This is a genomic window from Mycolicibacterium thermoresistibile (assembly GCF_900187065.1).
In the GTDB taxonomy this organism is placed as follows: domain Bacteria; phylum Actinomycetota; class Actinomycetes; order Mycobacteriales; family Mycobacteriaceae; genus Mycobacterium; species Mycobacterium thermoresistibile.
The window spans coordinates 1,624,804-1,645,048 of the sequence record NZ_LT906483.1 but is presented as its reverse complement, the minus strand read 5'-3'; the positions used below and the strand labels follow the sequence as shown (position 1 = coordinate 1,645,048).

Below are 20,245 nucleotides of genomic sequence, written 5' to 3'. Positions count from 1 at the left end.
AGTGGGCGGCGATCAGCCCAATTTCGGGTGCACGCCCGGCACCAACCCCACCGTGGACGACATCTTCTGCAGCAGCCGCAGGGTCTCCCGCCGCTCGGCGGGGGTCATCGCCGCGGTGACCGCGTCCTCCTGGGCGCGGCCCTCGGCGTCCAGCGCCGGCAGCAGCTCCCGGGCCTTGTCGGTCAACGTCACCGCGAAGGCCCGGCGATCAGCCGGATGCGGCAAGCGTTTGACCAGCCCCAGACTCTCCATCTTGTCGACCACGGCCACCATCGCGTTGCGATGGATGCCCAGCTGTGCCGACAGTTCGCGCTGCGATTGCCCGTCGACCTCGCTCAGCGCCGTGAGGACCGCGTAGATGCGTGGCTCGATCCCGAACGGCTCGAGCCGTCGGACGAAGTCCTCGGCGAGGTGGGCGCCCAGCTGAGACAGCAGGAACGGGATCCGCTGATGCAGTGCGGCGATACCGCTCGAGCGTTCCTCCATGCCGAAAAGACTAGCACCCCACATGATAATCACGTAATGTGACAATCACCTGATGTGACAAGTTTGGGAGCTCTCATGCGGATCGTGATCTTCGGGGCCAACGGCCCCACCGGCCGACTGCTCACCACCCGCGTGCTCGACGCGGGCCACCAGGCGGTCGCCGTGACGCGCCGCCCGACCGACTTCCCGATGCGCCATCCGCGGCTCACGGTGGCGGGGGCCGACGTCCGGGATCCGGCCACCCTCGACGGGGTGGTGCACGGCGCCGATGCCGTGCTGTCGAGTCTCGGCGTGCCGTTCAGCATGCGCGCGATTGACACCTACTCGGTCGGCACGGCCAACATCGTCGCCGCGATGCGGGCGGCGGCGGTGCCGCGACTGGTGGTCACCAGCTCCACCGGCGCGTTCCCCTACCCGAACCGGGTCGATCCCCCGTTCGCACTGCGCATCGTGGAACCCGTCATCACCCGCACCATCGGGAAGAGCACCTACGACGATCAGCGGCGCATGGAGTCGATCGTGCGGGGCAGCGGGCTGGACTGGACGATCGTGCGGCCCTCAGGACTGTTCGATCTCGCGGAACCGACGGATTACGTCGCGGGCGAAGTGGAACCGGTGGGCATGTTCACCGCGCGGATCGACCTGGCGGACTACATGACCCGGCTGGCCGGCAGCTCCGACGGCACCGGGAAGACGGTCGTCGTCTCGACCGTCGAGCACATCCCCACCATCTGGCAGATGGTGCGCCGCGAGGCCGTCAAGACCGGATGACTCCCGGCGCCGCACCGCCCACGCTCAGCCGAAGAACTCGGCGGCGTCGTCGTAACGGCTCTGCGGCACCAGCTTGAGGTTGCGGGTCGCGTCCGCCAAGGACACCCGCACGATCTCCTGGCCCCGCAGCGCGACCATCATCCCGTACTCGCCGGCGTGCGCGGCGTCGGCGGCGTTCACCCCGAACCGGGTGGCCAGCACCCGGTCGAACGCCGTGGGGGTGCCGCCGCGCTGCACATGCCCCAGTACGGTCACCCGCACCTCCTTGTTGATGCGCTTCTCCACCTCCAGCGCCAGCTGCTGGGCCACCCCGGTGAACCGCTCGTGACCGAACTCGTCGACGCCGCCCTCCCGCAACTGCATCGACCCGGGTGCCGGTTTGGCGCCCTCGGCGACCACGCAGATGAAGTGCGAATCCCCGCGCACGAACCGCTGTCTGATCAGCCGGCACACCTCCTCGACATCGAACGGCTGCTCGGGGATGAGGATCAGGTGGGCTCCGGAGGCCAGCCCGGCGTTCAGCGCGATCCATCCCGCATGCCGGCCCATCACCTCGACGAGCATCACCCGCTGATGGGACTCGGCGGTGCTGTGCAACCGGTCGATCGCCTCGCTCGCCACGGTCACCGCGGTGTCGTGGCCGAATGTCTGGTCGGTGCAGTCGATGTCGTTGTCGATGGTCTTCGGCACCCCGACCACCGGGACGTTCTCGTCGGACAACCAGCGCGCTGCGGTGAGCGTGCCCTCCCCGCCGATCGGGATGAGCACGTCGATGCCGTTCTCGTCGAGGGTCTGTTTGATCTGGTCCAGCCCGGCACGCAGCTTCTCGGGATGCACCCGGGCGGTGCCCAGGATGGTGCCACCCTTGGCCAGCAGCCGGTCGTTGCGGTCGTCGTTGCGCAGTTGCACCCGCCGGTTCTCCAACAGCCCCCGCCAACCGTCGCGGAACCCCACCACCGACGAGCCGTATCGGACGTCGCAGGTGCGAACCACCGCCCTGATGACCGCGTTCAGTCCGGGGCAGTCGCCCCCTCCGGTGAGCACTCCGATACGCATGAGCTCAATCTTGCCCGCTCATACGTCGGTACCGCGACCGCCGACGAGGTCTGATGCACCCGCCGGGGCTCAGACCGCTGCCGGAAGGGGTCCGCGCGCAGCCTCGTAGGCCGCGCCGACCCGGTACAGCCGATCGTCGGCCAGCGCCGGCGCCATGATCTGCAGCCCGACCGGCAGATTGTCATCCGGCGACAACCCGGACGGCACCGACATGCCGCAGTGCCCGGCCAGGTTCAACGGCAGCGTGCACAGATCGAACAGGTACATCGCCAACGGATGGTCGACCTTCTCCCCGAGCGGGAAGGCGGTGGTCGGCGTGGTCGGCGACACCAGCACGTCGACCTTCTCGTACGCCGCGTCGAAGTCGCGGGCGACCAGGGTGCGGACCTTCTGCGCCTGGTTGTAGTACGCGTCGTAATAGCCGGCCGACAGCGCGTAGGTGCCGATCATGATGCGGCGCTTGACTTCCGGTCCGAATCCCGCCGCGCGGGTCAGCGCCATCACCTCCTCGGCGCTGCGGGTGCCGTCGTCGCCGACCCGCAGCCCGTAGCGCATCGCGTCGAACCGGGCCAGGTTGCTGGAAACCTCCGACGGCATGATCAGGTAGTACGCGGCCAGCGCGTGGTCGATGTTGGGGCAGTCCACCTCGATGACCTCGGCGCCCAGCGCGGCGAGCTGCTCGACCGCGGCGTCGAACGATGCCAGCACCCCGGGCTGGATACCCTCCCCGCGCAGCTGGCGCACCACACCGACACGCACCCCCTTGAGGTCACCGGAGGCGCCGGCGCGGGCCGCGGCGACCACGTCGGGCACCGGTGCGGTCAGCGAGGTGGAGTCCTTCGCGTCGTGCCCGGCGATCACCTGATGCAGCAGCGCCGTGTCGAGCACCGTGCGCCCGCACGGTCCGCCCTGATCCAGGGAGGACGCGCAGGCCACCAGCCCGTAGCGGGACACCGTGCCGTAGGTGGGCTTGACCCCGACCGTCGCGGTCAGCGCCGCCGGCTGGCGGATCGACCCGCCGGTGTCGCTGCCGATGGCCAGCGGGGCCTGGAACGCCGCCAGCGCCGCCGCGCTGCCACCCCCGGAACCACCCGGCACCCGGTTGACGTCCCAGGGGTTGCGGGTGGGACCGAACGCGGAGTTCTCGGTGGACGAGCCCATCGCGAACTCGTCCAGGTTGGTCTTGCCCAGGATCGGGATGCCCGCCGCCCGCAGCGCCACCGTCACCGTGGCGTCGTACGGGGCCTGCCACCCGTCGAGGATCTTCGATCCGCAGGTGGTGGGCATGTCGATGGTGGTGAAGACGTCCTTGAGCGCCAACGGCACCCCGGCCAGCGGGGACGGCAACTCCTCACCGGCGGCGACCGCGGCGTCCACCCGCGCCGCCGCGCTCAACGCCTTGTTCGCGGCGACGTGCAGGAACGCGTTGTACCGGTCGTCGGTCGCGGCGATGCGATCCAGGCAGGCCTGGGTCAGCTCGGTGGACGAGATCTCCTTCGCCGCGATCTTCGCCCCCAGCGTGGCGGCGTCCAACCGGATCAGGTCATCAGTGCTCTTCCCCTGGCTCATTCAGGCTCCCCCAGGATGCGCGGAACCGCGAACTGACCGTCCTGGACCTCGGGTGCGCCCGCCAGCGCGTCCTGCTGCGACAGGCTGGGCTGCACCACGTCCGGGCGGAACACGTTGACAGCTTTGAGCGGGTTGTCGGTCGGCTCGACACCGGTGACGTCGACGGCCTGAATCCGTCCGACATGCTCCAGGATCGCGTCCAGCTGACCGGCGAAGCTGTCGAGCTCGTCCTCGGTCAACGCGAGCCTGGCCAACCGGGCCAGATGAGACACCTCGTCGCGGGAGATCTGTGACACGTATGAGCAGCCTAGTCGCGCCGGATGAGAAGCGGTCAGCGGCGGTCCGCCGGAGTGCCGGAAGCCGCCTCCTGTGTCACAGTGTGCGCGTGACTTCGTATCTGTTACGGGTCCAGCTGGAGGACCGGCCGGGCAGCCTGGGCGCCCTCGCGGTGGCGCTGGGGGCGGTCGGTGCCGACATCCTGTCGCTTGACGTCGTCGAGCGCAGCGGCGGCTATGCCATCGACGACCTGGTCGTCGATCTTCCCGCCGGGGCGATGCCGGACATGCTGATCACCGCCGCCGAGAACCTCACCGGCATCCACGTCGACAGCATCCGCCCGTACACCGGGCTGCTGGAGGCGCACCGGGAACTCGAGCTGATCGACCACATCGCGGCCGCGCCCGGGCGGACCGGGAAGCTGCAGGTGCTCGTCGACGAGGCGCCCCGGGTGCTGCGGGTCGGGTGGTGCACCGTGCTTCGCGAGGAGGACGGCGAGGTGCATCGCGTGGTCGGCAGCCCCAGCGCCCCGGAGACCCGGGCCGGCAACGCGCCGTTCCTGCCGCTGGACCGTCCCACCGTGTTGGACGAGACCGCCTCCTGGGTGCCGCAGGTGTGGCGCGATATGGACACCACGCTGGCCGCGGCGCCGCTGGGGGATCCGCACACCGCCGTGGTGCTGGGCCGTCCGGGCGGACCGGCGTTCCGGCCGTCCGAGGTGGCGCGGCTGGGGTACCTGGCCGGAATCGTGGCGACGCTGCTGCACTGACTGCTGTTACCGTCGGGTGCGAGACCGACCACTGCTCACGGGACCCCCGACGGAAGGGCGCGCGTGGAAACGCTGCTGATCTTGGTGGCCATCGGCCTGTTCATCGCCGCGATCGTGGTCTTCGTCAAGGCGCGGGACCAGGCCCGCGGGTCCCGTCCGCCGGCGCAGCGCCAGGATCCGCTGGCGTTCGGCGCCACGCAGTCCTTCGGACCGCGGCAGATCGGTCCCGGCGCCATCGTCAGCTACGGCGGGGTCGACTACGTCGTGCGCGGTTCGGTCACCCTGCGCGAGGGCCCGTTCGTCTGGTGGGAGCACCTGTTGGAGGGCGGTGGCACCGAGCCGGTCTGGTTCAGCGTCGAGGAGGACGAGGGCCGCCTCCAGCTGGCGATGTGGCAGCGCCGCCACGATCTGGATCTGCAGCCCAACGGCACCCACGTGGTGGACGGGGTGACGTTCACACCGACCGAACGCGGCCGGGCGTCGTACACCACCGAGGGCACCACCGGGCTGCCCGCCGGCGGCGACATGGACTACGTCGATTACGCCGACGACCGAGAGCAGACGTTCCTCGGATTCGAGCGCTGGGCCCCGGGCATGGCCTGGGAGGTGTCGCTCGGCCGTGAGGTGTCACCGGGCGAGCTGACCGTCTATCCGGCGCCACCCCCCGAACCCCACCGCTAGGACCTGCGAGGACTGTCGTTGCCGTTCTTCGAACTCGCCGTCACGCCGACCGATGTCAGCGGGGAGGCACTCGGCCTGGCGCTCAACGCGCCCGCGCCCCGGCCGCTGGCCGGCTGGCGGCTCCGCCACCCACGCGGAGGTGAGCTGCGGCTGGGTGTGCTGGGCGCATCCCACGTCGTCACCGTGGAAGCCGACGGAGGCGCCGGAACCCTTTTCTCCGAACAGGTTTCGTGTGCAGCGCACAGCTACGGCGGCGCCCTGCCGGGCCGCGCCGAAGCCGCGGGCTACCGCCTCGAGTCGCGGACGAGCAGAGCCGACGAGACATCGTTCCGCGAGCTCGCGCGGGAACTGCGCGACCGCTGCGCCCGCGATCCCGCATGGCTCGGCGGTGCGTTTCCCGGTGACGACGCCGCACTCACCGTGCTGACCGCTCGGCCGGACGGCGCCGGATGGCGTTGGCGGACCTGGCATCTGTATCCGGCGGCGGAGGGCGGAACGGTGGTCTACACCAGCAGCCGGTGGACACCATGAGCAGCAGCACCCGCCTGTATCTGCTGTCCGGAGCGCTCGCCATTGCCGGGCTGGTTTGCCTGATGCTGGGAATCTCGTTGAAATCCAAGGACATCCGGACCCACATCGCCGAGAACTACGCCGCCTACTCGCATGGCGCCGAGGTCACCAAGTACCGGTGCACCGACAGCCCCGCCTCGGTGGCCGCCCGGCTGGTCGATTATCAGCGGCCCGAGGCCCAGGCCAGCGACCGCGGCAGCGAGTATCTGCGCTACGACGACGACATCGTGATCGTCGGACCGGACGGCAACCGGCCCTGCGCCATTCAGGTCGAAGACGTCCGCGGCAGCAGATACAGCGGCGGCGCCTTCATCTTCCTCGGCCCCGGTTTCTATCCCGGAGCCCCGTCGGGCGGATCGGGCGGCAGCCCGGGCGGCCCGGGTGGGGGGAAGTGACGCCACACGGCACACCCGACGCACAGGACTCACTCACGAAGGAGAAGCCATGAACACCGCCGCCGTCGAGTTCGGAACCATCAGCGGTGAGTACCTCGCCCAGAACGTGGTGGCTGCGATTCTCTACTTCCTGGTCGGAGTCGCCGTGCTGGCAGCCGGTTTCGTCACGGTGGACCTGTTGACCCCCGGAAACCTGCGCCGGTTGGTGTTCGTCGAACGCCGGCCGAACGCGGTCGCCGTCGCCACCGGGATGTACATCGCGCTCGCCACGGTGGTGGTCAGCACCATCGTCGCCAGCTCGAACGAACTCGGGCAGGGCCTCGTCGACGCCGCGGTGTACGGGCTCATCGGCGTCGCGCTGCAGGGCGCGGCGCTGGTCGTGCTGGAGGTGGTGGTGCCCGGCCGGTTCCGGGACCTCATCGCCGAGGAACGTCTGCATCCGGCGGCGATCGCCACCGCGGTGGTGCTGGTGGCAGTCGGCGCGGTGAACGCAGCCGCCCTGTCGTGACTCGAGCCGTGCCGACCCGGGTCGTGCGGTGACGCTCGGCAGGACCCTCTCCGCCGGGACGCCGGGCGCCGCCGGGTCCACGCGGCGCTGGCGGGCGCTGCTGCTGGCCGCGGTGGCGGCCTGCGCGGCCTGCGGACTGATCTATGAACTCGCGCTGCTCACCCTGTCGGCGAGCGTGCACGGCGGCGGCATCGTCGCCACCTCGTTGATCGTGGCGGGTTACGTGGCGGCGTTGGGCGCCGGCGCCCTGCTGGTCAAACCACTGCTCGGGCACGCCGCCATCACGTTCATCGCGGTGGAGACACTGCTCGGGATCATCGGCGGGCTCTCGGCCGCGGCGCTGTACCTCGCGTTCGTGTTCATCGGCGGTTCACTGTGGGTGCTGGTGGTGGGCACCGCGCTGATCGGATGCCTGGTCGGCGCCGAGGTGCCGCTGCTGATGACACTGCTGCAGCGCGGCCGTGTCGCCGGCGCCGCCGACACCGGCCGGGTGCTGGCCAACCTCAACGCCGCCGACTATCTGGGCGCGCTGATCGGCGGCCTGTCCTGGCCGTTCCTCCTGCTGCCCCAGCTCGGCATGATCCGGGGCGCCGCGGTCACCGGCGTGATCAACCTCACCGCGGCCGCCGTGGTCGCGGTGTTCCTGTTGCGGCACATCATCAGTGGCCGCCAGCTCGCCGCCGCGCTGGGGGTCCTCGCCGCGGCACTGACCCTGCTCACCACGCTGCTGGTGCGCGCCGACGGTATCGAGACCACCAGCCGGCAGCGGCTCTACGCCGATCCGATCATCGCCTACGAGCGGTCGCCGTATCAGGAGATCGTGATCACCCGGCGGGGCGCGGATCTGCGGCTGTATCTGGATGGCGGCCTGCAGTTCTCGACCCGCGACGAGCACCGCTACACCGAGAGTCTGGTGCATCCGGCGCTCGACGAGTCGACCCGCTCGGTGCTGATCCTCGGCGGTGGCGACGGTCTGGCGGCACGGGAGCTGCTGCGCTACCCCGGCATCGACAGCATCGTGCAGGTCGAACTCGACCCGGCGGTGATCGAGTTGGCGCGCACCACGTTACGCCCGGTCAACGGCGGCGCGCTGGACGATCCCCGGGTCACGGTCGTCACCGACGATGCGATGCGGTGGCTGCGTGAACCGCCGCCGGATCTGCGTCCGCCCGGTGGATTCGACGCGGTGATCGTCGATCTGCCCGATCCGGACACCCCGGTGCTGGGCCGGCTCTACTCGACCGAGTTCTATGCGCTCGTCACCCGTGCGCTCGCGCCCGGCGGGCGCATGGTGGTTCAGGCCGGCAGCCCCTACTCGACGCCGACGGCGTTCTGGCGCACCGTTTCGACGATCGCATCCGCCGGGTACGCGGTCACGCCGTACCACGTGCACGTCCCCACCTTCGGCGACTGGGGTTTCGTGCTGGCGACCCGTGGCACCGAGCCGCCACGGCCCACCGTGCCGGCCAACGCCCCGGAGCTGCGGTTCTTGGATCAGCGAGTTCTGGACGCCGCCACCGTGTTCGGCAAGGACCGTCCGCCTCTCACACTGGAACCCTCCACCCTGGATCGGCCCCGGGTGGTGGACGACATCCGGCGTGGCTGGCAGTGACCGATCCGGGTCACTCGCGGTTGTCGCCGTGCGCGTTGGCGTTGTCGAGCAGTTTGCGCAGCTGCTCCAGCGGATCGCCGTCACCGATGCCGAGTTCCTGTCCCGGCGGGCCACCGCCGCCGACGGACGGCAGCCGGTCCGGTGACACCGGGTTCAGCACGTCGATGTCCCCGCCTTCGGGCCCGACCACCGGTCCCTCCCCGCCCCGCGCGGTGGGCGGCGCGGGCATGTTCGGCCCGGGCAGGGGCGGCTGGGCCCTGGGCTGGGGTCCCTCCCCATCCCCCGGTCGCGGCGCCTCCGCGGATCCGTCCCCCGGCCGGGGAGCCTCATCGGCACCCTCCCCCGGTTGCGGTGCTTGGTCGCTACCCTCCCGCGGTTGCGGGGCCTGATCTGCGCCCTCCCCCGGCTGCGGCGCTCGCTCGGCGCCGTCACCGGCCCCCGCACCGTCCGGCGCGGGGCCGAGGTGCGGCAACGGCGGCGCCGACGTCATCTGGGTCAACGAGGTCGGCGGGGGTGGCGGGTCGATCGGATTCGGCGGCGGCGGTGGCGGTTCCGGCGGCCGCCGCAGGTTCGCCAGTTTCTGCTCCAGCCGCGGCAACGCCTCGTGACGGATGGCGCGGCGATCCTCGTTCGGATCGTCGTTGTCGGCGAAGCATGCCGGCGGCGCGTCGTTGACCACCCCGATCGCGCTGCGGTACCACCGCTCGGCGTCGTCCTTGCGCCCACTGCGGGTCGCGATGTCGCCCAACGTTTCCTGCACCAGCTCCAAGTTCACCCGGGCCGGGCACGAAGCGCCGTGGTCGGTGCGGGTCAGCGACTCCCGGAACTTCGCCTCGGCGTCGTCCAGCCGGCCTTCCAGGACCAACAGATCGGCGTTGGCGAACGAGGTCTTCGCCGGGTCGATCACGTTGACGAACTCGAGCATCGCGACATCGCCGCGCAGGGACTCGATGTCGTGCCGGTCGAAATCGGCGATCGCCGAATTGCCCACCAGCACCACGCTGATCATCTTCGCCGCGACCGCGAGCAGCACGACGATCAGGGGCGCCGAGACCGCGTACAGCCGCCAGCGCAGCCGCAGCCGGGACGGTCCGTGCCGGTAGGTGGCTCGCATCCGGTTCAGCACGCCCCGCACCGCCGCGGCCGGCCGCTTCATCAACATCATGTCTGAACTCTCATGCGCGACATGCGGTTACGCCGGAACTCACGGATCGTCAACACGATCTCCACCAGCACGAGGACCGACGCGAGCAGTGAGAAGATCCAATACAGCTCCCGGCGTTCGACGAACTTCGATCCGTGCAGATCGTCGTCGGACTCCGGACTCGCCGACTCCACCGCAGGCACCGCCGGGGTGATGGACTGCCCGGCGGCACGGTGGAGATAGGGCACCCCGAGGTCCGACGCGATCTGCTTGAGCCGGCTCTCGTCGATGGCGGAGTTCGCCGGTGCGTTGGTGGCGGGGTCGCTGAAGTACACCTTGTTACCGTCGATCCAGCCCTGCGGGATCGGGCCACCGGCGTCGGTGCCGTAACCGAGCACCGCTCCGCCGGCGATGGCGCCGTCGGGGATGTCGTCGAAGGACGTGTCCCGCACCCGGCTGCCCGGGCCGCCCTCACCGAGATAGAACACCAGGTTCTTCGACTCGGGAAACAGTTCGGACGCCTGCCGCAACTGCCGGCCCAGCACCTCGCGGGCGGCGGCCGGGTCGACCCGTACCATCGCGTCGGGAGCGACCAGGGTGTACGGCGACAATCCTCTGATCTTCGACACCAGGCTCCAGGAGTCGTCGGAGAGCGGCCATTCCAGCGATGCCTTGGCGGCGAACGAGATCAGCGCGAAACGGGCCCGGGGGAACTCGTTCACCAGCGCCTCCATGTCGGCACGGATGCCGGCCATCCGGGACTCCCGGTCGCCGTAATCCTCCACCCGGGAGTCGACCGACCGGTCCACCACGAAGAAGACGTTGAGGTTGGGGTCCAGCGCCACCGCTTTCGGCCGCTGATCGGGCGGTTCGCCGTCGTCCAGGTCGAATCCGGGCCGGGTGGCGGCGAAGACCAGGGCCAGCACCGCCAGGGTCAGCCCGCCCCACCGCAACACCATCGTGCGGTAGTGGCCGGTGCCGGTCCGGACCAGCGCCCGGTACAACCCGACCATCCGGACGAGGATCAGCCCGATCGCGATCGCGATCAGCACCACCGGGGCGAGTACGGGTTGGTAGGTCATCGGCGCAGCACCGCCAGGGACAGACACAGCAGCGCCGCCATCGCGACCGCGACGGTCAACGCGCGCTGCGGGGAGTCCCACGACTGGCTCGTCACCGTCTTGCCGCTGGGCAGCACCACCTCCGGTGGATTGTCCCGGATCCGGTCGAGGATCCGGGACAGCGTCCCGGCCGAGCTGTCACCGGCGGTGCCGGCCGGGTTGTACAGCGAGAATGTCCCACCGGTGGTGTCGACGATGGATCGAAGCCGGTCGTTGCCCTCCGGTGAGGTCGCGGCGACGTCGGACCGGGAGATCGCGTTGATCTGCACGCCCGCCGCGGTGGCCATGTCCTTGACCGACTGTTCGGTGAACAGCGACCGGCGTTCCTCGGCCGGCGAGCGAAACTGGCTGTAGCCGAGGTACACCAGCGAGCGGCGCTGCTTACCCTTGCCCTCGAACGACGGGAATCCGGTCAGGCACAGCGCCAGGATGTCCTCGAGGCTGCGTGAATAGTCGACGTAGTCGATCGACTGGTTGAACTTGTCGATGCCCAGCTGCAGTTCGGAGCGTTCGGTCTCGGAGACGTCCCGATTGGTGTCGAGATCCTGCTGGATGCGGGCCATCTGAGCGAAGTACTCGAACTGCTCGGACGCGAAGGTGTGATCCCGGGTCATCGGCACCACCCGCAATGTCGGGGAGGTCAACCCGATCCGCTCGGTCTCGTAGGACTTCGCCTGCCCGGCGAAGTAGTTCAGGAAGTCGGCGGTGGTGGGATCGGTGAGCGGCTCGCCGACGCAGAGCATGATGTCCTGGGGGTGCTCCGCCTCGAACTCCTTGGTGGTCAGCGACGACCCGACCGGCCGGGCACTGACCACCAGCGCGGCCGCGAAGGTGGCCAGCAACAGCGCTCCGGTGATCACCATCGAGATGAAGTAGATGCGGTACACCCGCGCGTATTCCGGCAGCCTGGTCAGGCGGTCGACGTTGGCCAGCGGGCGTAGGGTGCGCTGCACCTTGGCCATCGGCACCAGCGCGGCCGCGGCGGCGCACACGGCCAGGCAGACCAGCCCGGCGACGATCAGGGGCCACCACTTCAGTTCCATGACCGGATGAACTCCTCGGCGGAGTCACTGACCGCGGCGAAGTCCGAGCGCGCCGTCCGATTGAACTGGATGTCGTTGAGCGCGTCGAACAACGGACGCGCCGGCGCCAGCGGACCCGCCGCGATCGCGCCGACATGCAGGTACTGCGCCCGCACCCCGGTCGACACGTACAGGAAACTGCGCAGCGTCCGGCTGACCTGCGCCCCGGCCTGGGCGGCCGACAGCCCGCCGGCCAGATAGTGTTCGCGGGTGCGCCGGACCGCCCGGGCGAATCGCCGCCGCACCAGCGCGGTGTGCAGCCTGTTCAGCAGCGGCAGGGTCCGCAGCCGCGCCGGCGGCAGGGTCCAGACGTACACGGCCGCGCACCAGGCGATCACCGCGACGACGATGATGACACCGGCCCACAGCCACCACGACGAGAACGGCAACGGGCTCCCGATGAAGCGCAACAGATCATCGGACGGCACTGCTGTACACCTCGCTGACCTCGACGAGCCGGTCGCGGATCTCGGCGCTGCCGGCTATCCGGGTGAAGCAGACCTCGTGTGAGGTGAGGAAGGCATCCAGTTGCGCCGCGCGCTGCTGTTCGGCGGCGCGGTAGGCGGCCACCACCCGCGGCCCCAGCACGGTGCCGTTGAGCACGAATCTGCCGGTGGCCACGTCGTACCCGTCGTGCTCCCCTTCGTCGGCGCCGACGGCGGGCATGTCGGTGATCATCAGCCAGACCATCTCGTGCTGGCCGATGAGCTGTGTGAGGACCTCGTCCAACCGCGGGGTGACCTCGGGCTCGTCGGAGACCACGACCAGCAGCAGCCGCCGGCGGTGGGCGCGCGCCACATACTCCAGCTGGGTGGTGATGTCGCTGGTCCCGACGTCGCCGAGGCTGTGGATATAGAAGTCCTCCAGGATGCTTTCGATATGGGTCTCGCCGCGCCGGTTGCGCGTGTTCACCGAGCCGCGGGAATCGCCGTACACCATCCCGATCTCGTCGCTGCGGCCCATCGAGATCAGCCCGACCGCGCCCATGACATCAACCGCCACCTCGCGTTTGACCTCGCCCGTCGGCGTCAGCGCCGACATGTTCCGCCCGGCGTCAGCGACCAGCAGGATCTTGTGGTGCCGTTCGGAGACGAACCGTTTGATCAGGACGGCGCCCGCCCGGGCGGAGGCCTTCCAGTCGATGTCGCGGACATCGTCGCCGGGCACGTACGGCCGCAGGTCGTCGAGTTCGAGGCTGCGGGTGTACACCAGCGCATACCGCCCACCCTCGAGCATCCCCCTGGTGTCGGTGCCGAAGTGCAACCGGGCCCGATTGAGGTACCTGCCCATGACGGTCAGGGCACCCGAACGGACTGCAGCACAGCGTCGATCACCATCTCCGGGGTGACGTTGAGCCGCATCGCCTCGAAGCCCAGGATCAGCCGGTGGCGCAACACCCGGTGGGCCACCCGCTGAATATCGTCCGGCAGCACGTGATTACGGCCCTGCAGCAGGGCGACGGCGCGTGCCGAACGACAGAACGCGATGGTGGCCCGCGGGCTGGCGCCGTACTGCACCAGCCTGGCCAGCTGTTGCGGCAGGTACTGCTGCGGGTTGCGGGTGACGTGCACCAACTGGGTGACGTAGTGCACCAGCACCGGGTCCAGGTGGATCCGGCCGACGAGTTCCTGCAGCCGGCGCATGTCCTCGAGCCCCACCACCGGCGGTGTCGGCTGGTTGCGGTTGTACACCCCGGCGTCCATCCGGAAGATGACCTCGGCCTCCTGTTGCGGGGAGGGGTAGTCGAGGATGTCCTTGAGCATGAACCGGTCGGTCTGGGCCTCCGACAGCGGATAGGTGCCCTCCTGGTCCACCGGGTTCTGCGTCGCGATCACCACGAACGGTTCCGGGATCGGGTGCAGCTCACCGGCGATCGTGGTCTGCCGTTCCTCCATGGCCTCGAGCATCGCGCTCTGCGTCTTGGCGCTGGACCGGTTGATCTCGTCGAGCAGCACGATGTTGGCATGCACCGGACCGAGTTGGGTGACAAAGGAACTCGTCGCCGAATCGAAGATCTGGGTGCCGATGATGTCGCTGGGCAACAGGTCCGGTGTGCACTGGATGCGCTGGAACGTACCCGAGATGGCGTCGGCGACCGCACGCGCCGCGGTGGTCTTCGCCAGGCCGGGAACGCTTTCCAGCAGGATGTGCCCGCCGGTGAGCAAGCCGATCAGCAGCGATTCGCGGAGATTCTCCTGGCCGACGACCTTGGTGCTGAACGCCTGTGTGACCGCGTTGATGAAGCGGTGGGCGTGCTCGATCTCCTGTTGATTCGGCTGGGGGCGGGCTGCGGCGACGCCCGGCGGCCGAACGACGCGTTCGGTCAGTTCCATTTCAGCACCGGCGGCGTCTGGTTGAGATCGGCTCTGCCGTACAACATGAAGTGGTCCGATCCGTTGATCGGGGCCCCGTCGCGGCCCTGCACCGTGTAGGGGAACTGCCCGTTGAGCGTCACCCGGGCCTCCATGCTGTAGCCGTCGAACGAGATCTGCAGGTTGTCGGTGCCGGGCGCGTGCCAGGTCACCGTGCCGTCGACGGCGCCGTACTCGAACGCTCGCTGCGGGCATCCCTCCGGCGAGAGCGACTTCGACCGCGCGCACTCGTCGAGGTAGGACCGCACCGCGGAGGTGATGGATTTCCGGGCGGAATCACTCAGGACGATCTTCGGCGCCGAGCCGCCCGCGTACCCGGTCAGGGCGTCGAGCAGTAGCGGCTGCCCTTGCGCCGTGACGTTCTTGTTGTTGGTGCCCCATTCGATGTACCCCGGGAACAGATACAGCACCGAGTCGCCGACCGTCTTGCCGAACACGGTGAGGGTGCTCATCGCGCGGTTGCTCGACGCCTGGGTCGACAGGTCCAACCGGACGGCCGCCGAGTCGAGCTTCCAGACGTTGCCGGACTTCTTCATCAGGAAGGTGACATCGGAGACCTGATCGCCGAAATTGACGGTGGCGTGTACTTTTCCGAATCCGACGCCGTTGTCCGAATCGTCGCTGAGGATGCGGATGTTGCTGATCGGCATCTTCTCGATCTGCGACTTGAGGACCTCGTCGGTCAGCAACTCCTTGGAGGCCGGTTCCCCGGCCCCGTAGCTCAACGCCGCCTCGGCGTCGCCGCGGGCCAGCGCCTCGAGATAGCCCTGCACCGCGGCGCCCGCCGACCGGCTGGAACCGCCGTCGCCGCTGCCACCGAGGCCGCTGAGCGCGATGACGCCGACGACCACGAGCACCACCAGCACCGCGGCGCCGGCGCCGAGCGTGACCAGCAGGGCTTTACGGTTGCGTTTCGGGCCGTCCGGGGGTGGCGGTTGGCCCCACTGCCCGCCCCAGCCCGGCTGGGCGGGACCGAACTGTTGCGGACCGGGCGGCGGGAAGCCGGGCTGTTGCGGATTGCCCCATTGCGGCGGTTGTTCGGGTGTCCATTGCGTCGGCGGCGGAGGGGGCGCACCCCATCCCCCGCCGGGCTGACCCCCGCTCGGGTCGCCGCCGATCGGATTGGGACCACCGAAATCGCCGCCACCGGTCCAATTCGTCACATCGATTCTCCCCGCCGTGGTTTGTCGACCACGACAAACCTCGTCTCATCTGTCCACCGTCGGATGCGGCACGGCACCGACGGCGAAGCCGGCGCCGGAGGAATTCTAACGTTGCTACGCCGACCGCACCGACACCAATTTCCGGGCCGGCATGCGCGAATCCGGCACTACGCCCAGTCTGGCAAATTAGCACGGCCGGCCCCGGTCCGCTTCTCACCGGCCCACCGATCCGAAAACCGGCCCGGTCAGACGCCCGCCGGCCCTTCGGCCAGCAGCCGGCGGAAACCGTCCTCGTCGAGGATCGGGACCCCCAGTTCGACCGCCTTGTCGTACTTGGATCCGGGCGAGTCGCCGGCCACCACGAAGTCGGTCTTCTTCGACACCGACCCGGACGCCTTTCCACCGCGGGCGATGATCGCCTCCTTGGCCTCGTCGCGGGAGAATCCGGTCAACGACCCGGTGACCACGACGGTCACACCTTCCAGTGTGCGTTCGATGCTGGTGTCGCGCTCATCGGCCATCCGCACCCCGGCCGCCCGCCATTTGTCGACGATCGTGCGGTGCCAGTCGACGGTGAACCATTCCTTGACCGCGGCGGCGATGGTGGGGCCCACACCGTCGACCGCGGCCAGTTCCTGCTCGGATGCCGCGATGATGGCGTCCAGACTGCCGAATTCGGTGGCCAGCGCGCGTGCCGCGGTCGGGCCGACGTGCCGGATCGACAGCGCCACCAGCACCCGCCACAGCGGTTGGTTGCGGGCCTTGGCGATGTTGGCCAGCAGCCGTTTCCCGTTGGCGGACAACGCACCGTTCTTGGTGGTGAAGAATTCGGTGCGCAGCAGATCGTCCTCGGTCAGGTCGAACAGGTCGCCCTCGTCGGCGATCACCCCGGCCTCCAGCAGCGCGGTGGCTGCCTCATAGCCGAGCCCCTCGATGTCCAGCGCGCCCCGGGAGGCCACGTGGAACACCCGCTCCCGCAACTGCGCCGGGCAGCTGCGCGAGTTCGGACACCGGATGTCGGCGTCGCCTTCCTTCTCCGGCGCCAGCGGTGTGCCGCACTCCGGGCATTCGGTGGGCATCACGAACTCGCGTTCGGTGCCGTCCCGCAACTCCACCACCGGCCCGAGCACTTCCGGGATGACGTCGCCGGCCTTGCGGATCATCACGGTGTCGCCGATCAGCACGCCTTTGCGTTTCACCTCGGCGGCGTTGTGCAGGGTCGCCAGACTGACCGTCGACCCCGCCACCTTCACCGGCTCCATGTAGGCGAACGGCGTGACCCGTCCGGTGCGGCCCACGTTGACCCGGATGTCGAGCAGTCTGGTCTGCGCCTCCTCCGGCGGGTACTTGTAGGCGACCGCCCAGCGCGGCGCCCGCGAGGTGGCGCCGAGCCTCCGCTGCAACGCCACCTTGTCGACTTTGACCACCACACCGTCGATTTCGTGATCGACCTCGTGGCGGTGCTCACCCCAGTAGGCGATGCGTTCCTCGACCGCCGGCAGGCCCTGCACGACGGTGGTGTGCTCGGACACCGGCAGCCCCCACTCCTTGAAGGCCAGATACGCCTCGTGCAGGGAATCCGGTGCGAAACCCTCCACCCGGCCGAACCCGTGGCAGATCATCCGCAGCTTGCGCCGGGCGGTCACCGCCGGGTTCTTCTGCCGCAGCGAGCCGGCCGCGCTGTTGCGCGGGTTGGCGAACGGCGGTTTCCCCTCGGCGACCAGCCCGGCGTTGAGTTCCTCGAAGTCGGCGATCCGGAAGAACACCTCCCCCCGCACCTCCAGCACCTTGGGCACCGGATACCTCGCGGTGCCGCTCAGCCGATGCGGGATGTCAGCGATGGTGCGGGCGTTGAGCGTGACGTCCTCACCGACGCGGCCGTCGCCGCGGGTGGCCGCGCGCACCAACCGGCCGTCGCGGTAGACCAACGACAGCGCGACCCCGTCGATCTTCAGCTCACACAGATAATGCGGGTCGTCACCGATCTCGGCGCGGATCCTCTCAGCCCAGGCGGCCAACTCCTCGGGCGCGAAGACGTTGTCCAGGCTGAGCATCCGCTCCAAATGCTCGGCCGGGGCGAAGTCGGTGGTGAACCCGGCGCCGCCGACCAGTTGCGTGGGCGAATCCGGTGTCCGCAGCTCCGGATGCGCCTCCTCGAGTGCCTGCAACTCCCGGAACAGCTCGTCGAACTCGGCGTCGGAGATGATCGGCGCGTCCCGCACGTAGTAGCGGAACTGATGCTCGCGGACCTCATCGGCCAGTTCCTGCCAGCGCCGACGCAGGTCGGCGTCCGGGCCGGCCTCGGACTGTTCGGCGAGCGCCGCCGCCGGATCGTCGGGCGGCACGCCGGGGTCACGCGCGGGATCGGTATCCGACGTTGGTTTCGAGCTCACCCTGGCAGGCTAACCGACCCCTCCGACACCGTTACGCTCGCTTTATGCCGCACCCGATCATGTTCCGCGACGACGATCCCGGGCTGGCCGAGTTGCGCCGCATCGCGCTGGGATACCCGGAGGCGTTCGAGAAGGTCTCCTGGGGCCGGCCGGTGTTCTGCGCGCCCAAGATGTTCGCCATGTACGGCGGCTCCCAGAAGATCCGGCCGGGCCAGATGACACAGTACCCGCACTCGGTGCTGGTCAAGGTGGACGAGTCGGAACGTCCTGCGCTGCAGGCGGATCCGCGGTTCTTCCATCCCGCGTACATGGGACCGTCCGGCTGGCTGGGGCTGGACCTGACCGCGGCGCCGGTGGACTGGGACGAGGTGCGCGAGCTGATCGACGCGTCGTATCGGCTCTGCGCCTCCCGCCGGCTGATCCGCATCCTCGACGAGCAGTCCTCGGATCCGGCCTGACGGGAGACCGGCCCTCAGCGGCGGACGACGACCGGACCGCGCAGCCGCTCCGCGGACTGCGCGGCCCGGGCCTGGCGGTAGCCCAGGTAGGCGCCGGCCAGCGGGATCAGCACCAGGCCGGCCAGACCGAGCCGCGGATCGCCGACCCGGCCCGGCTCGTCGGTGGTCCACGGCCTGAGCACCGGGATCTCGCCGCGCGGCAGCCAGCTGCGCGGTGGGGCGGGCGCCTCGGCCGGCGCGGGCGGCGGCGGTTCGACCGCCGGGGCCTGATGCGGTCCGGTTCCGGTCGCGGCGGGCGCGTCACCGACACCGCCGGTGATCGGGGGACGGCCGTTACCGATCCGCACCGGCGGCGCGGCGACCGGCCCGGCTGCGCCGCCCGGTCCCGCTCCGCCGCCGGGCGAGGGCGACCGTTCGGCCGGAGCCGGAGGCGGTACGGCCGCCTGCCGGGCCGCGGCCGGGCCGGTGTCGGCGATCCACCCGACTCCCGGATCGCCGGTCCGGGCGGCACCGGGACTTCCGCCGGTGCGCTGTTGAGCGCCGGGCGGCTGGGAACGGCCCTGCTGCTGGGCCGGGGGCCGGGCGCCGGCGGACCGGCCCCGCGACCATCCGGGCGGTTGCTGACCGCGGTGGTCCGCCGCGCGGCCGCGCTGCGGTGGGTCGGATTTCCGCCCGCTGTTGCCCTTGCCGCCGTGCTGCGACTTGTTACCGCCGGAATGCTTGGACGAATGCGAGCTGTGTGAGTCGGACTTGCCGCGGTCGGCGGCCGCCGGCGCGACCCCCGGGACCGCTCCCATCGCCACCAGGGCGGCCGTCGCCACGACAGCCGCCAGGTCGCGCACTCCGGTTCGGGCCACGTCCTCGTCCATCACTGGGCCCCGGCACAGCAAGCGGGGGTTCGGTTTGCCACCCTGTCGGGCCCGTCGACTCGACTGCTCATTCTGACATGCCGGGGTCGGGTTGTTCGGGAGCTTCGACGAAAGCCCGCAAACGGCCGAGAGCGCGGTCCCACCGGCGGGCCAACCGGTCCAGATATTCGCTGGCGTCGTCGAGCGCCTCCGGTTGCATCCGCCAGATACGTTCGCGGCCCCGCCGGTCGCTGCGCACCAGACCGGCTTCCTCGAGAATCAGCAGGTGTTTGGTCGCGGCCTGGCGGCTCACCGAGACCGCCTGTGCGACCTGGGATGTCGAACCCGGCCCGGCGTCGCACAATCGGGTGATCAGGCGCATCCGGTTGGGGTCGCCGAGCGCGTGGAACACCGGGTGCAGCTGATCGGTCGCTGTCATGGCAGTCGACCGGACGTGAGATAGCGGCTCACCAGTTGCACCTGCTTGCCCCAGCCCTCGGAGTGGTCGTCGAAGGCCGACCGCCGCCGGTCCGCGGGTAAGGCGTCGAAACCGGATTCCACGACCCGCAGCAGCACCCCGTCCGGGGTCTCGGTGAGGGTGAACTCGACCAGCGTGGTCAGCTCGGATCCCTCCTCGAGCCCCGCCGGATGCCAGCGGAACGCCAACCGTCGCGGCGCCTCCACCGCCACGATCTCCCAGGTGTCCGACACGCCGGCGTACGGCTCCTGTTCGGCGGCCACCGCCTCGTCCACCGTCGTCGGTGTCAGCGTCCCGGTCACCGTGGCGCCGGCGACGAACGGTCCGTCGAATCGCATCCCGAACCACTGGCCGAACTGGTCGGAGTCGGAGATCGCGCGCCAGACCCGGTCCAGCGGGGCGTTCAGCAGCACGGTCTTCTCGATCCGGTCGGAACTCATCGCCGCTCCTCACATGCAACCATCAGGTTGCGCATCACGGTAGACGATGCCCG

The 20,245-nt window shown here is 69.9% G+C and carries 23 protein-coding genes; 8 read left to right on the top strand and 15 right to left on the bottom strand.

Going from position 1 to position 20,245, the window contains the following annotated elements; translation table 11 throughout:
- Nucleotides 1–12 precede the first annotated feature (12 nt).
- Nucleotides 13–486: a MarR family winged helix-turn-helix transcriptional regulator gene (locus tag CKW28_RS07665; RefSeq protein WP_003927738.1), complete on the bottom strand. Its 474-nt coding sequence runs from the start codon at nucleotides 484–486 to the stop codon at nucleotides 13–15.
- Nucleotides 487–561: 75 nt separating this feature from the next.
- Between CKW28_RS07665 and CKW28_RS07660 the strand changes: the two genes are divergently transcribed.
- A complete protein-coding gene (locus CKW28_RS07660) occupies nucleotides 562–1,257 on the top strand; it encodes an NAD(P)-dependent oxidoreductase (RefSeq protein WP_003927737.1) in 696 nt (231 codons plus the stop codon).
- Between the two features lie 24 nt (nucleotides 1,258–1,281).
- Here the strand turns inward: CKW28_RS07660 and CKW28_RS07655 are convergent, their stop codons facing one another.
- The 3 genes from CKW28_RS07655 to gatC form a co-directional block, all read right to left on the bottom strand.
- On the bottom strand, nucleotides 1,282–2,313 hold the full coding sequence (locus tag CKW28_RS07655; protein ID WP_003927736.1) for an ATP-dependent 6-phosphofructokinase: 1,032 nt from the start codon (nucleotides 2,311–2,313) through the stop codon (nucleotides 1,282–1,284).
- Between the two features lie 69 nt (nucleotides 2,314–2,382).
- Nucleotides 2,383–3,882: an Asp-tRNA(Asn)/Glu-tRNA(Gln) amidotransferase subunit GatA gene (gene gatA / locus CKW28_RS07650; protein WP_040548437.1), complete on the bottom strand. Its 1,500-nt coding sequence runs from the start codon at nucleotides 3,880–3,882 to the stop codon at nucleotides 2,383–2,385.
- Nucleotides 3,879–4,178, bottom strand: a complete 300-nt coding sequence (gene gatC, locus CKW28_RS07645; protein ID WP_003927734.1) for an Asp-tRNA(Asn)/Glu-tRNA(Gln) amidotransferase subunit GatC — start codon at nucleotides 4,176–4,178, stop codon at nucleotides 3,879–3,881. The genes gatA and gatC overlap by 4 nt, the downstream gene beginning before the upstream one ends.
- Nucleotides 4,179–4,267: 89 nt before the next feature.
- Between gatC and CKW28_RS07640 the strand changes: the two genes are divergently transcribed.
- The 6 genes from CKW28_RS07640 (at nucleotide 4,268) to CKW28_RS07615 (ending at nucleotide 8,693) form a co-directional block, all read left to right on the top strand.
- Entirely contained in the window at nucleotides 4,268–4,927 is a 660-nt protein-coding gene (locus CKW28_RS07640) for an ACT domain-containing protein (protein WP_040548471.1), read from the top strand.
- 63 nt (nucleotides 4,928–4,990) lie between these two features.
- Nucleotides 4,991–5,608 carry a DUF4178 domain-containing protein gene (locus CKW28_RS07635; RefSeq protein WP_003927732.1) on the top strand — a complete coding sequence of 206 codons (618 nt, stop codon included), beginning with the start codon at nucleotides 4,991–4,993 and terminating at the stop codon, nucleotides 5,606–5,608.
- 18 nt (nucleotides 5,609–5,626) lie between these two features.
- A complete protein-coding gene (locus CKW28_RS07630; RefSeq protein ID WP_003927731.1) occupies nucleotides 5,627–6,139 on the top strand; it encodes a DUF2617 family protein in 513 nt (170 codons plus the stop codon).
- Entirely contained in the window at nucleotides 6,136–6,573 is a 438-nt protein-coding gene (locus CKW28_RS07625; protein ID WP_040548468.1) for a DUF4247 domain-containing protein, read from the top strand. The genes CKW28_RS07630 and CKW28_RS07625 overlap by 4 nt, the downstream gene beginning before the upstream one ends.
- Nucleotides 6,574–6,622: 49 nt before the next feature.
- Entirely contained in the window at nucleotides 6,623–7,081 is a 459-nt protein-coding gene (locus tag CKW28_RS07620) for a DUF350 domain-containing protein (protein WP_003927729.1), read from the top strand.
- A 28-nt stretch (nucleotides 7,082–7,109) separates the two neighbouring features.
- Nucleotides 7,110–8,693, top strand: coding sequence for a polyamine aminopropyltransferase (locus CKW28_RS07615; protein WP_003927728.1), 1,584 nt, complete (start codon nucleotides 7,110–7,112; stop codon nucleotides 8,691–8,693).
- A 10-nt stretch (nucleotides 8,694–8,703) separates the two neighbouring features.
- Here CKW28_RS07615 and CKW28_RS07610 read toward each other — a convergent pair whose 3' ends face one another.
- From CKW28_RS07610 to ligA, 8 genes are all read right to left on the bottom strand, one after another.
- Nucleotides 8,704–9,858 (bottom strand): tetratricopeptide repeat protein, encoded by a 1,155-nt coding sequence (locus CKW28_RS07610; RefSeq protein WP_003927727.1) that lies wholly within the window; start codon nucleotides 9,856–9,858, stop codon nucleotides 8,704–8,706.
- Nucleotides 9,855–10,919: a VWA domain-containing protein gene (locus CKW28_RS07605; protein ID WP_003927726.1), complete on the bottom strand. Its 1,065-nt coding sequence runs from the start codon at nucleotides 10,917–10,919 to the stop codon at nucleotides 9,855–9,857. The genes CKW28_RS07610 and CKW28_RS07605 overlap by 4 nt, the downstream gene beginning before the upstream one ends.
- Nucleotides 10,916–12,001: a hypothetical protein gene (locus CKW28_RS07600; RefSeq protein ID WP_003927725.1), complete on the bottom strand. Its 1,086-nt coding sequence runs from the start codon at nucleotides 11,999–12,001 to the stop codon at nucleotides 10,916–10,918. Before CKW28_RS07600 ends, CKW28_RS07605 begins: the two co-directional genes overlap by 4 nt.
- A complete protein-coding gene (locus tag CKW28_RS07595) occupies nucleotides 11,992–12,468 on the bottom strand; it encodes a hypothetical protein (RefSeq protein WP_003927724.1) in 477 nt (158 codons plus the stop codon). The genes CKW28_RS07600 and CKW28_RS07595 overlap by 10 nt, the downstream gene beginning before the upstream one ends.
- Entirely contained in the window at nucleotides 12,455–13,330 is an 876-nt protein-coding gene (locus CKW28_RS07590; RefSeq protein ID WP_003927723.1) for a DUF58 domain-containing protein, read from the bottom strand. Before CKW28_RS07590 ends, CKW28_RS07595 begins: the two co-directional genes overlap by 14 nt.
- Nucleotides 13,331–13,335: 5 nt before the next feature.
- Nucleotides 13,336–14,373 carry an AAA family ATPase gene (locus CKW28_RS07585; RefSeq protein ID WP_003927722.1) on the bottom strand — a complete coding sequence of 346 codons (1,038 nt, stop codon included), beginning with the start codon at nucleotides 14,371–14,373 and terminating at the stop codon, nucleotides 13,336–13,338.
- Complete coding sequence (locus tag CKW28_RS07580; protein WP_003927721.1) at nucleotides 14,364–15,575, bottom strand: DUF4878 domain-containing protein; 1,212 nt, start codon at nucleotides 15,573–15,575, stop codon at nucleotides 14,364–14,366. Before CKW28_RS07580 ends, CKW28_RS07585 begins: the two co-directional genes overlap by 10 nt.
- A gap of 245 nt (nucleotides 15,576–15,820) precedes the next feature.
- Complete coding sequence (gene ligA, locus CKW28_RS07575; RefSeq protein WP_003927720.1) at nucleotides 15,821–17,920, bottom strand: NAD-dependent DNA ligase LigA; 2,100 nt, start codon at nucleotides 17,918–17,920, stop codon at nucleotides 15,821–15,823.
- 92 nt (nucleotides 17,921–18,012) lie between these two features.
- Here ligA and CKW28_RS07570 point away from each other — a divergent pair, with 92 nt between their 5' ends.
- Nucleotides 18,013–18,426 (top strand): MmcQ/YjbR family DNA-binding protein, encoded by a 414-nt coding sequence (locus CKW28_RS07570; protein WP_003927719.1) that lies wholly within the window; start codon nucleotides 18,013–18,015, stop codon nucleotides 18,424–18,426.
- A gap of 14 nt (nucleotides 18,427–18,440) precedes the next feature.
- Here the strand turns inward: CKW28_RS07570 and CKW28_RS07565 are convergent, their stop codons facing one another.
- The 3 genes from CKW28_RS07565 to CKW28_RS07555 all read right to left on the bottom strand — a co-directional run bounded on the left by CKW28_RS07565 (nucleotide 18,441) and on the right by CKW28_RS07555 (nucleotide 20,192).
- Entirely contained in the window at nucleotides 18,441–19,283 is an 843-nt protein-coding gene (locus tag CKW28_RS07565) for a hypothetical protein (protein ID WP_131807469.1), read from the bottom strand.
- A gap of 79 nt (nucleotides 19,284–19,362) precedes the next feature.
- Entirely contained in the window at nucleotides 19,363–19,713 is a 351-nt protein-coding gene (locus CKW28_RS07560) for an ArsR/SmtB family transcription factor (RefSeq protein ID WP_003924961.1), read from the bottom strand.
- Nucleotides 19,710–20,192 (bottom strand): SRPBCC family protein, encoded by a 483-nt coding sequence (locus CKW28_RS07555; RefSeq protein ID WP_003924960.1) that lies wholly within the window; start codon nucleotides 20,190–20,192, stop codon nucleotides 19,710–19,712. Before CKW28_RS07555 ends, CKW28_RS07560 begins: the two co-directional genes overlap by 4 nt.
- Nucleotides 20,193–20,245: the final 53 nt, after the last annotated feature.

Excerpts from the sequence above, each read along its gene's own strand:
- CKW28_RS07665 (WP_003927738.1), bottom strand. The coding sequence starts at position 486 with ATGGAGGAACGCTCGAGCGGTATCGCCGCACTGCATCAGCGGATCCCG.
- CKW28_RS07585 (WP_003927722.1), bottom strand. The coding sequence starts at position 14,373 with ATGGAACTGACCGAACGCGTCGTTCGGCCGCCGGGCGTCGCCGCAGCC.
- CKW28_RS07620 (WP_003927729.1), top strand. The coding sequence starts at position 6,623 with ATGAACACCGCCGCCGTCGAGTTCGGAACCATCAGCGGTGAGTACCTC.
- CKW28_RS07660 (WP_003927737.1), top strand. The coding sequence starts at position 562 with ATGCGGATCGTGATCTTCGGGGCCAACGGCCCCACCGGCCGACTGCTC.
- CKW28_RS07625 (WP_040548468.1), top strand. The coding sequence starts at position 6,136 with ATGAGCAGCAGCACCCGCCTGTATCTGCTGTCCGGAGCGCTCGCCATT.
- gatA (WP_040548437.1), bottom strand. The coding sequence starts at position 3,882 with ATGAGCCAGGGGAAGAGCACTGATGACCTGATCCGGTTGGACGCCGCC.
- CKW28_RS07605 (WP_003927726.1), bottom strand. The coding sequence starts at position 10,919 with ATGACCTACCAACCCGTACTCGCCCCGGTGGTGCTGATCGCGATCGCG.
- CKW28_RS07570 (WP_003927719.1), top strand. The coding sequence starts at position 18,013 with ATGCCGCACCCGATCATGTTCCGCGACGACGATCCCGGGCTGGCCGAG.
- CKW28_RS07600 (WP_003927725.1), bottom strand. The coding sequence starts at position 12,001 with ATGGAACTGAAGTGGTGGCCCCTGATCGTCGCCGGGCTGGTCTGCCTG.
- CKW28_RS07590 (WP_003927723.1), bottom strand. The coding sequence starts at position 13,330 with ATGGGCAGGTACCTCAATCGGGCCCGGTTGCACTTCGGCACCGACACC.
- CKW28_RS07560 (WP_003924961.1), bottom strand. The coding sequence starts at position 19,713 with ATGACAGCGACCGATCAGCTGCACCCGGTGTTCCACGCGCTCGGCGAC.
- CKW28_RS07610 (WP_003927727.1), bottom strand. The coding sequence starts at position 9,858 with ATGATGTTGATGAAGCGGCCGGCCGCGGCGGTGCGGGGCGTGCTGAAC.
- CKW28_RS07555 (WP_003924960.1), bottom strand. The coding sequence starts at position 20,192 with ATGAGTTCCGACCGGATCGAGAAGACCGTGCTGCTGAACGCCCCGCTG.
- CKW28_RS07655 (WP_003927736.1), bottom strand. The coding sequence starts at position 2,313 with ATGCGTATCGGAGTGCTCACCGGAGGGGGCGACTGCCCCGGACTGAAC.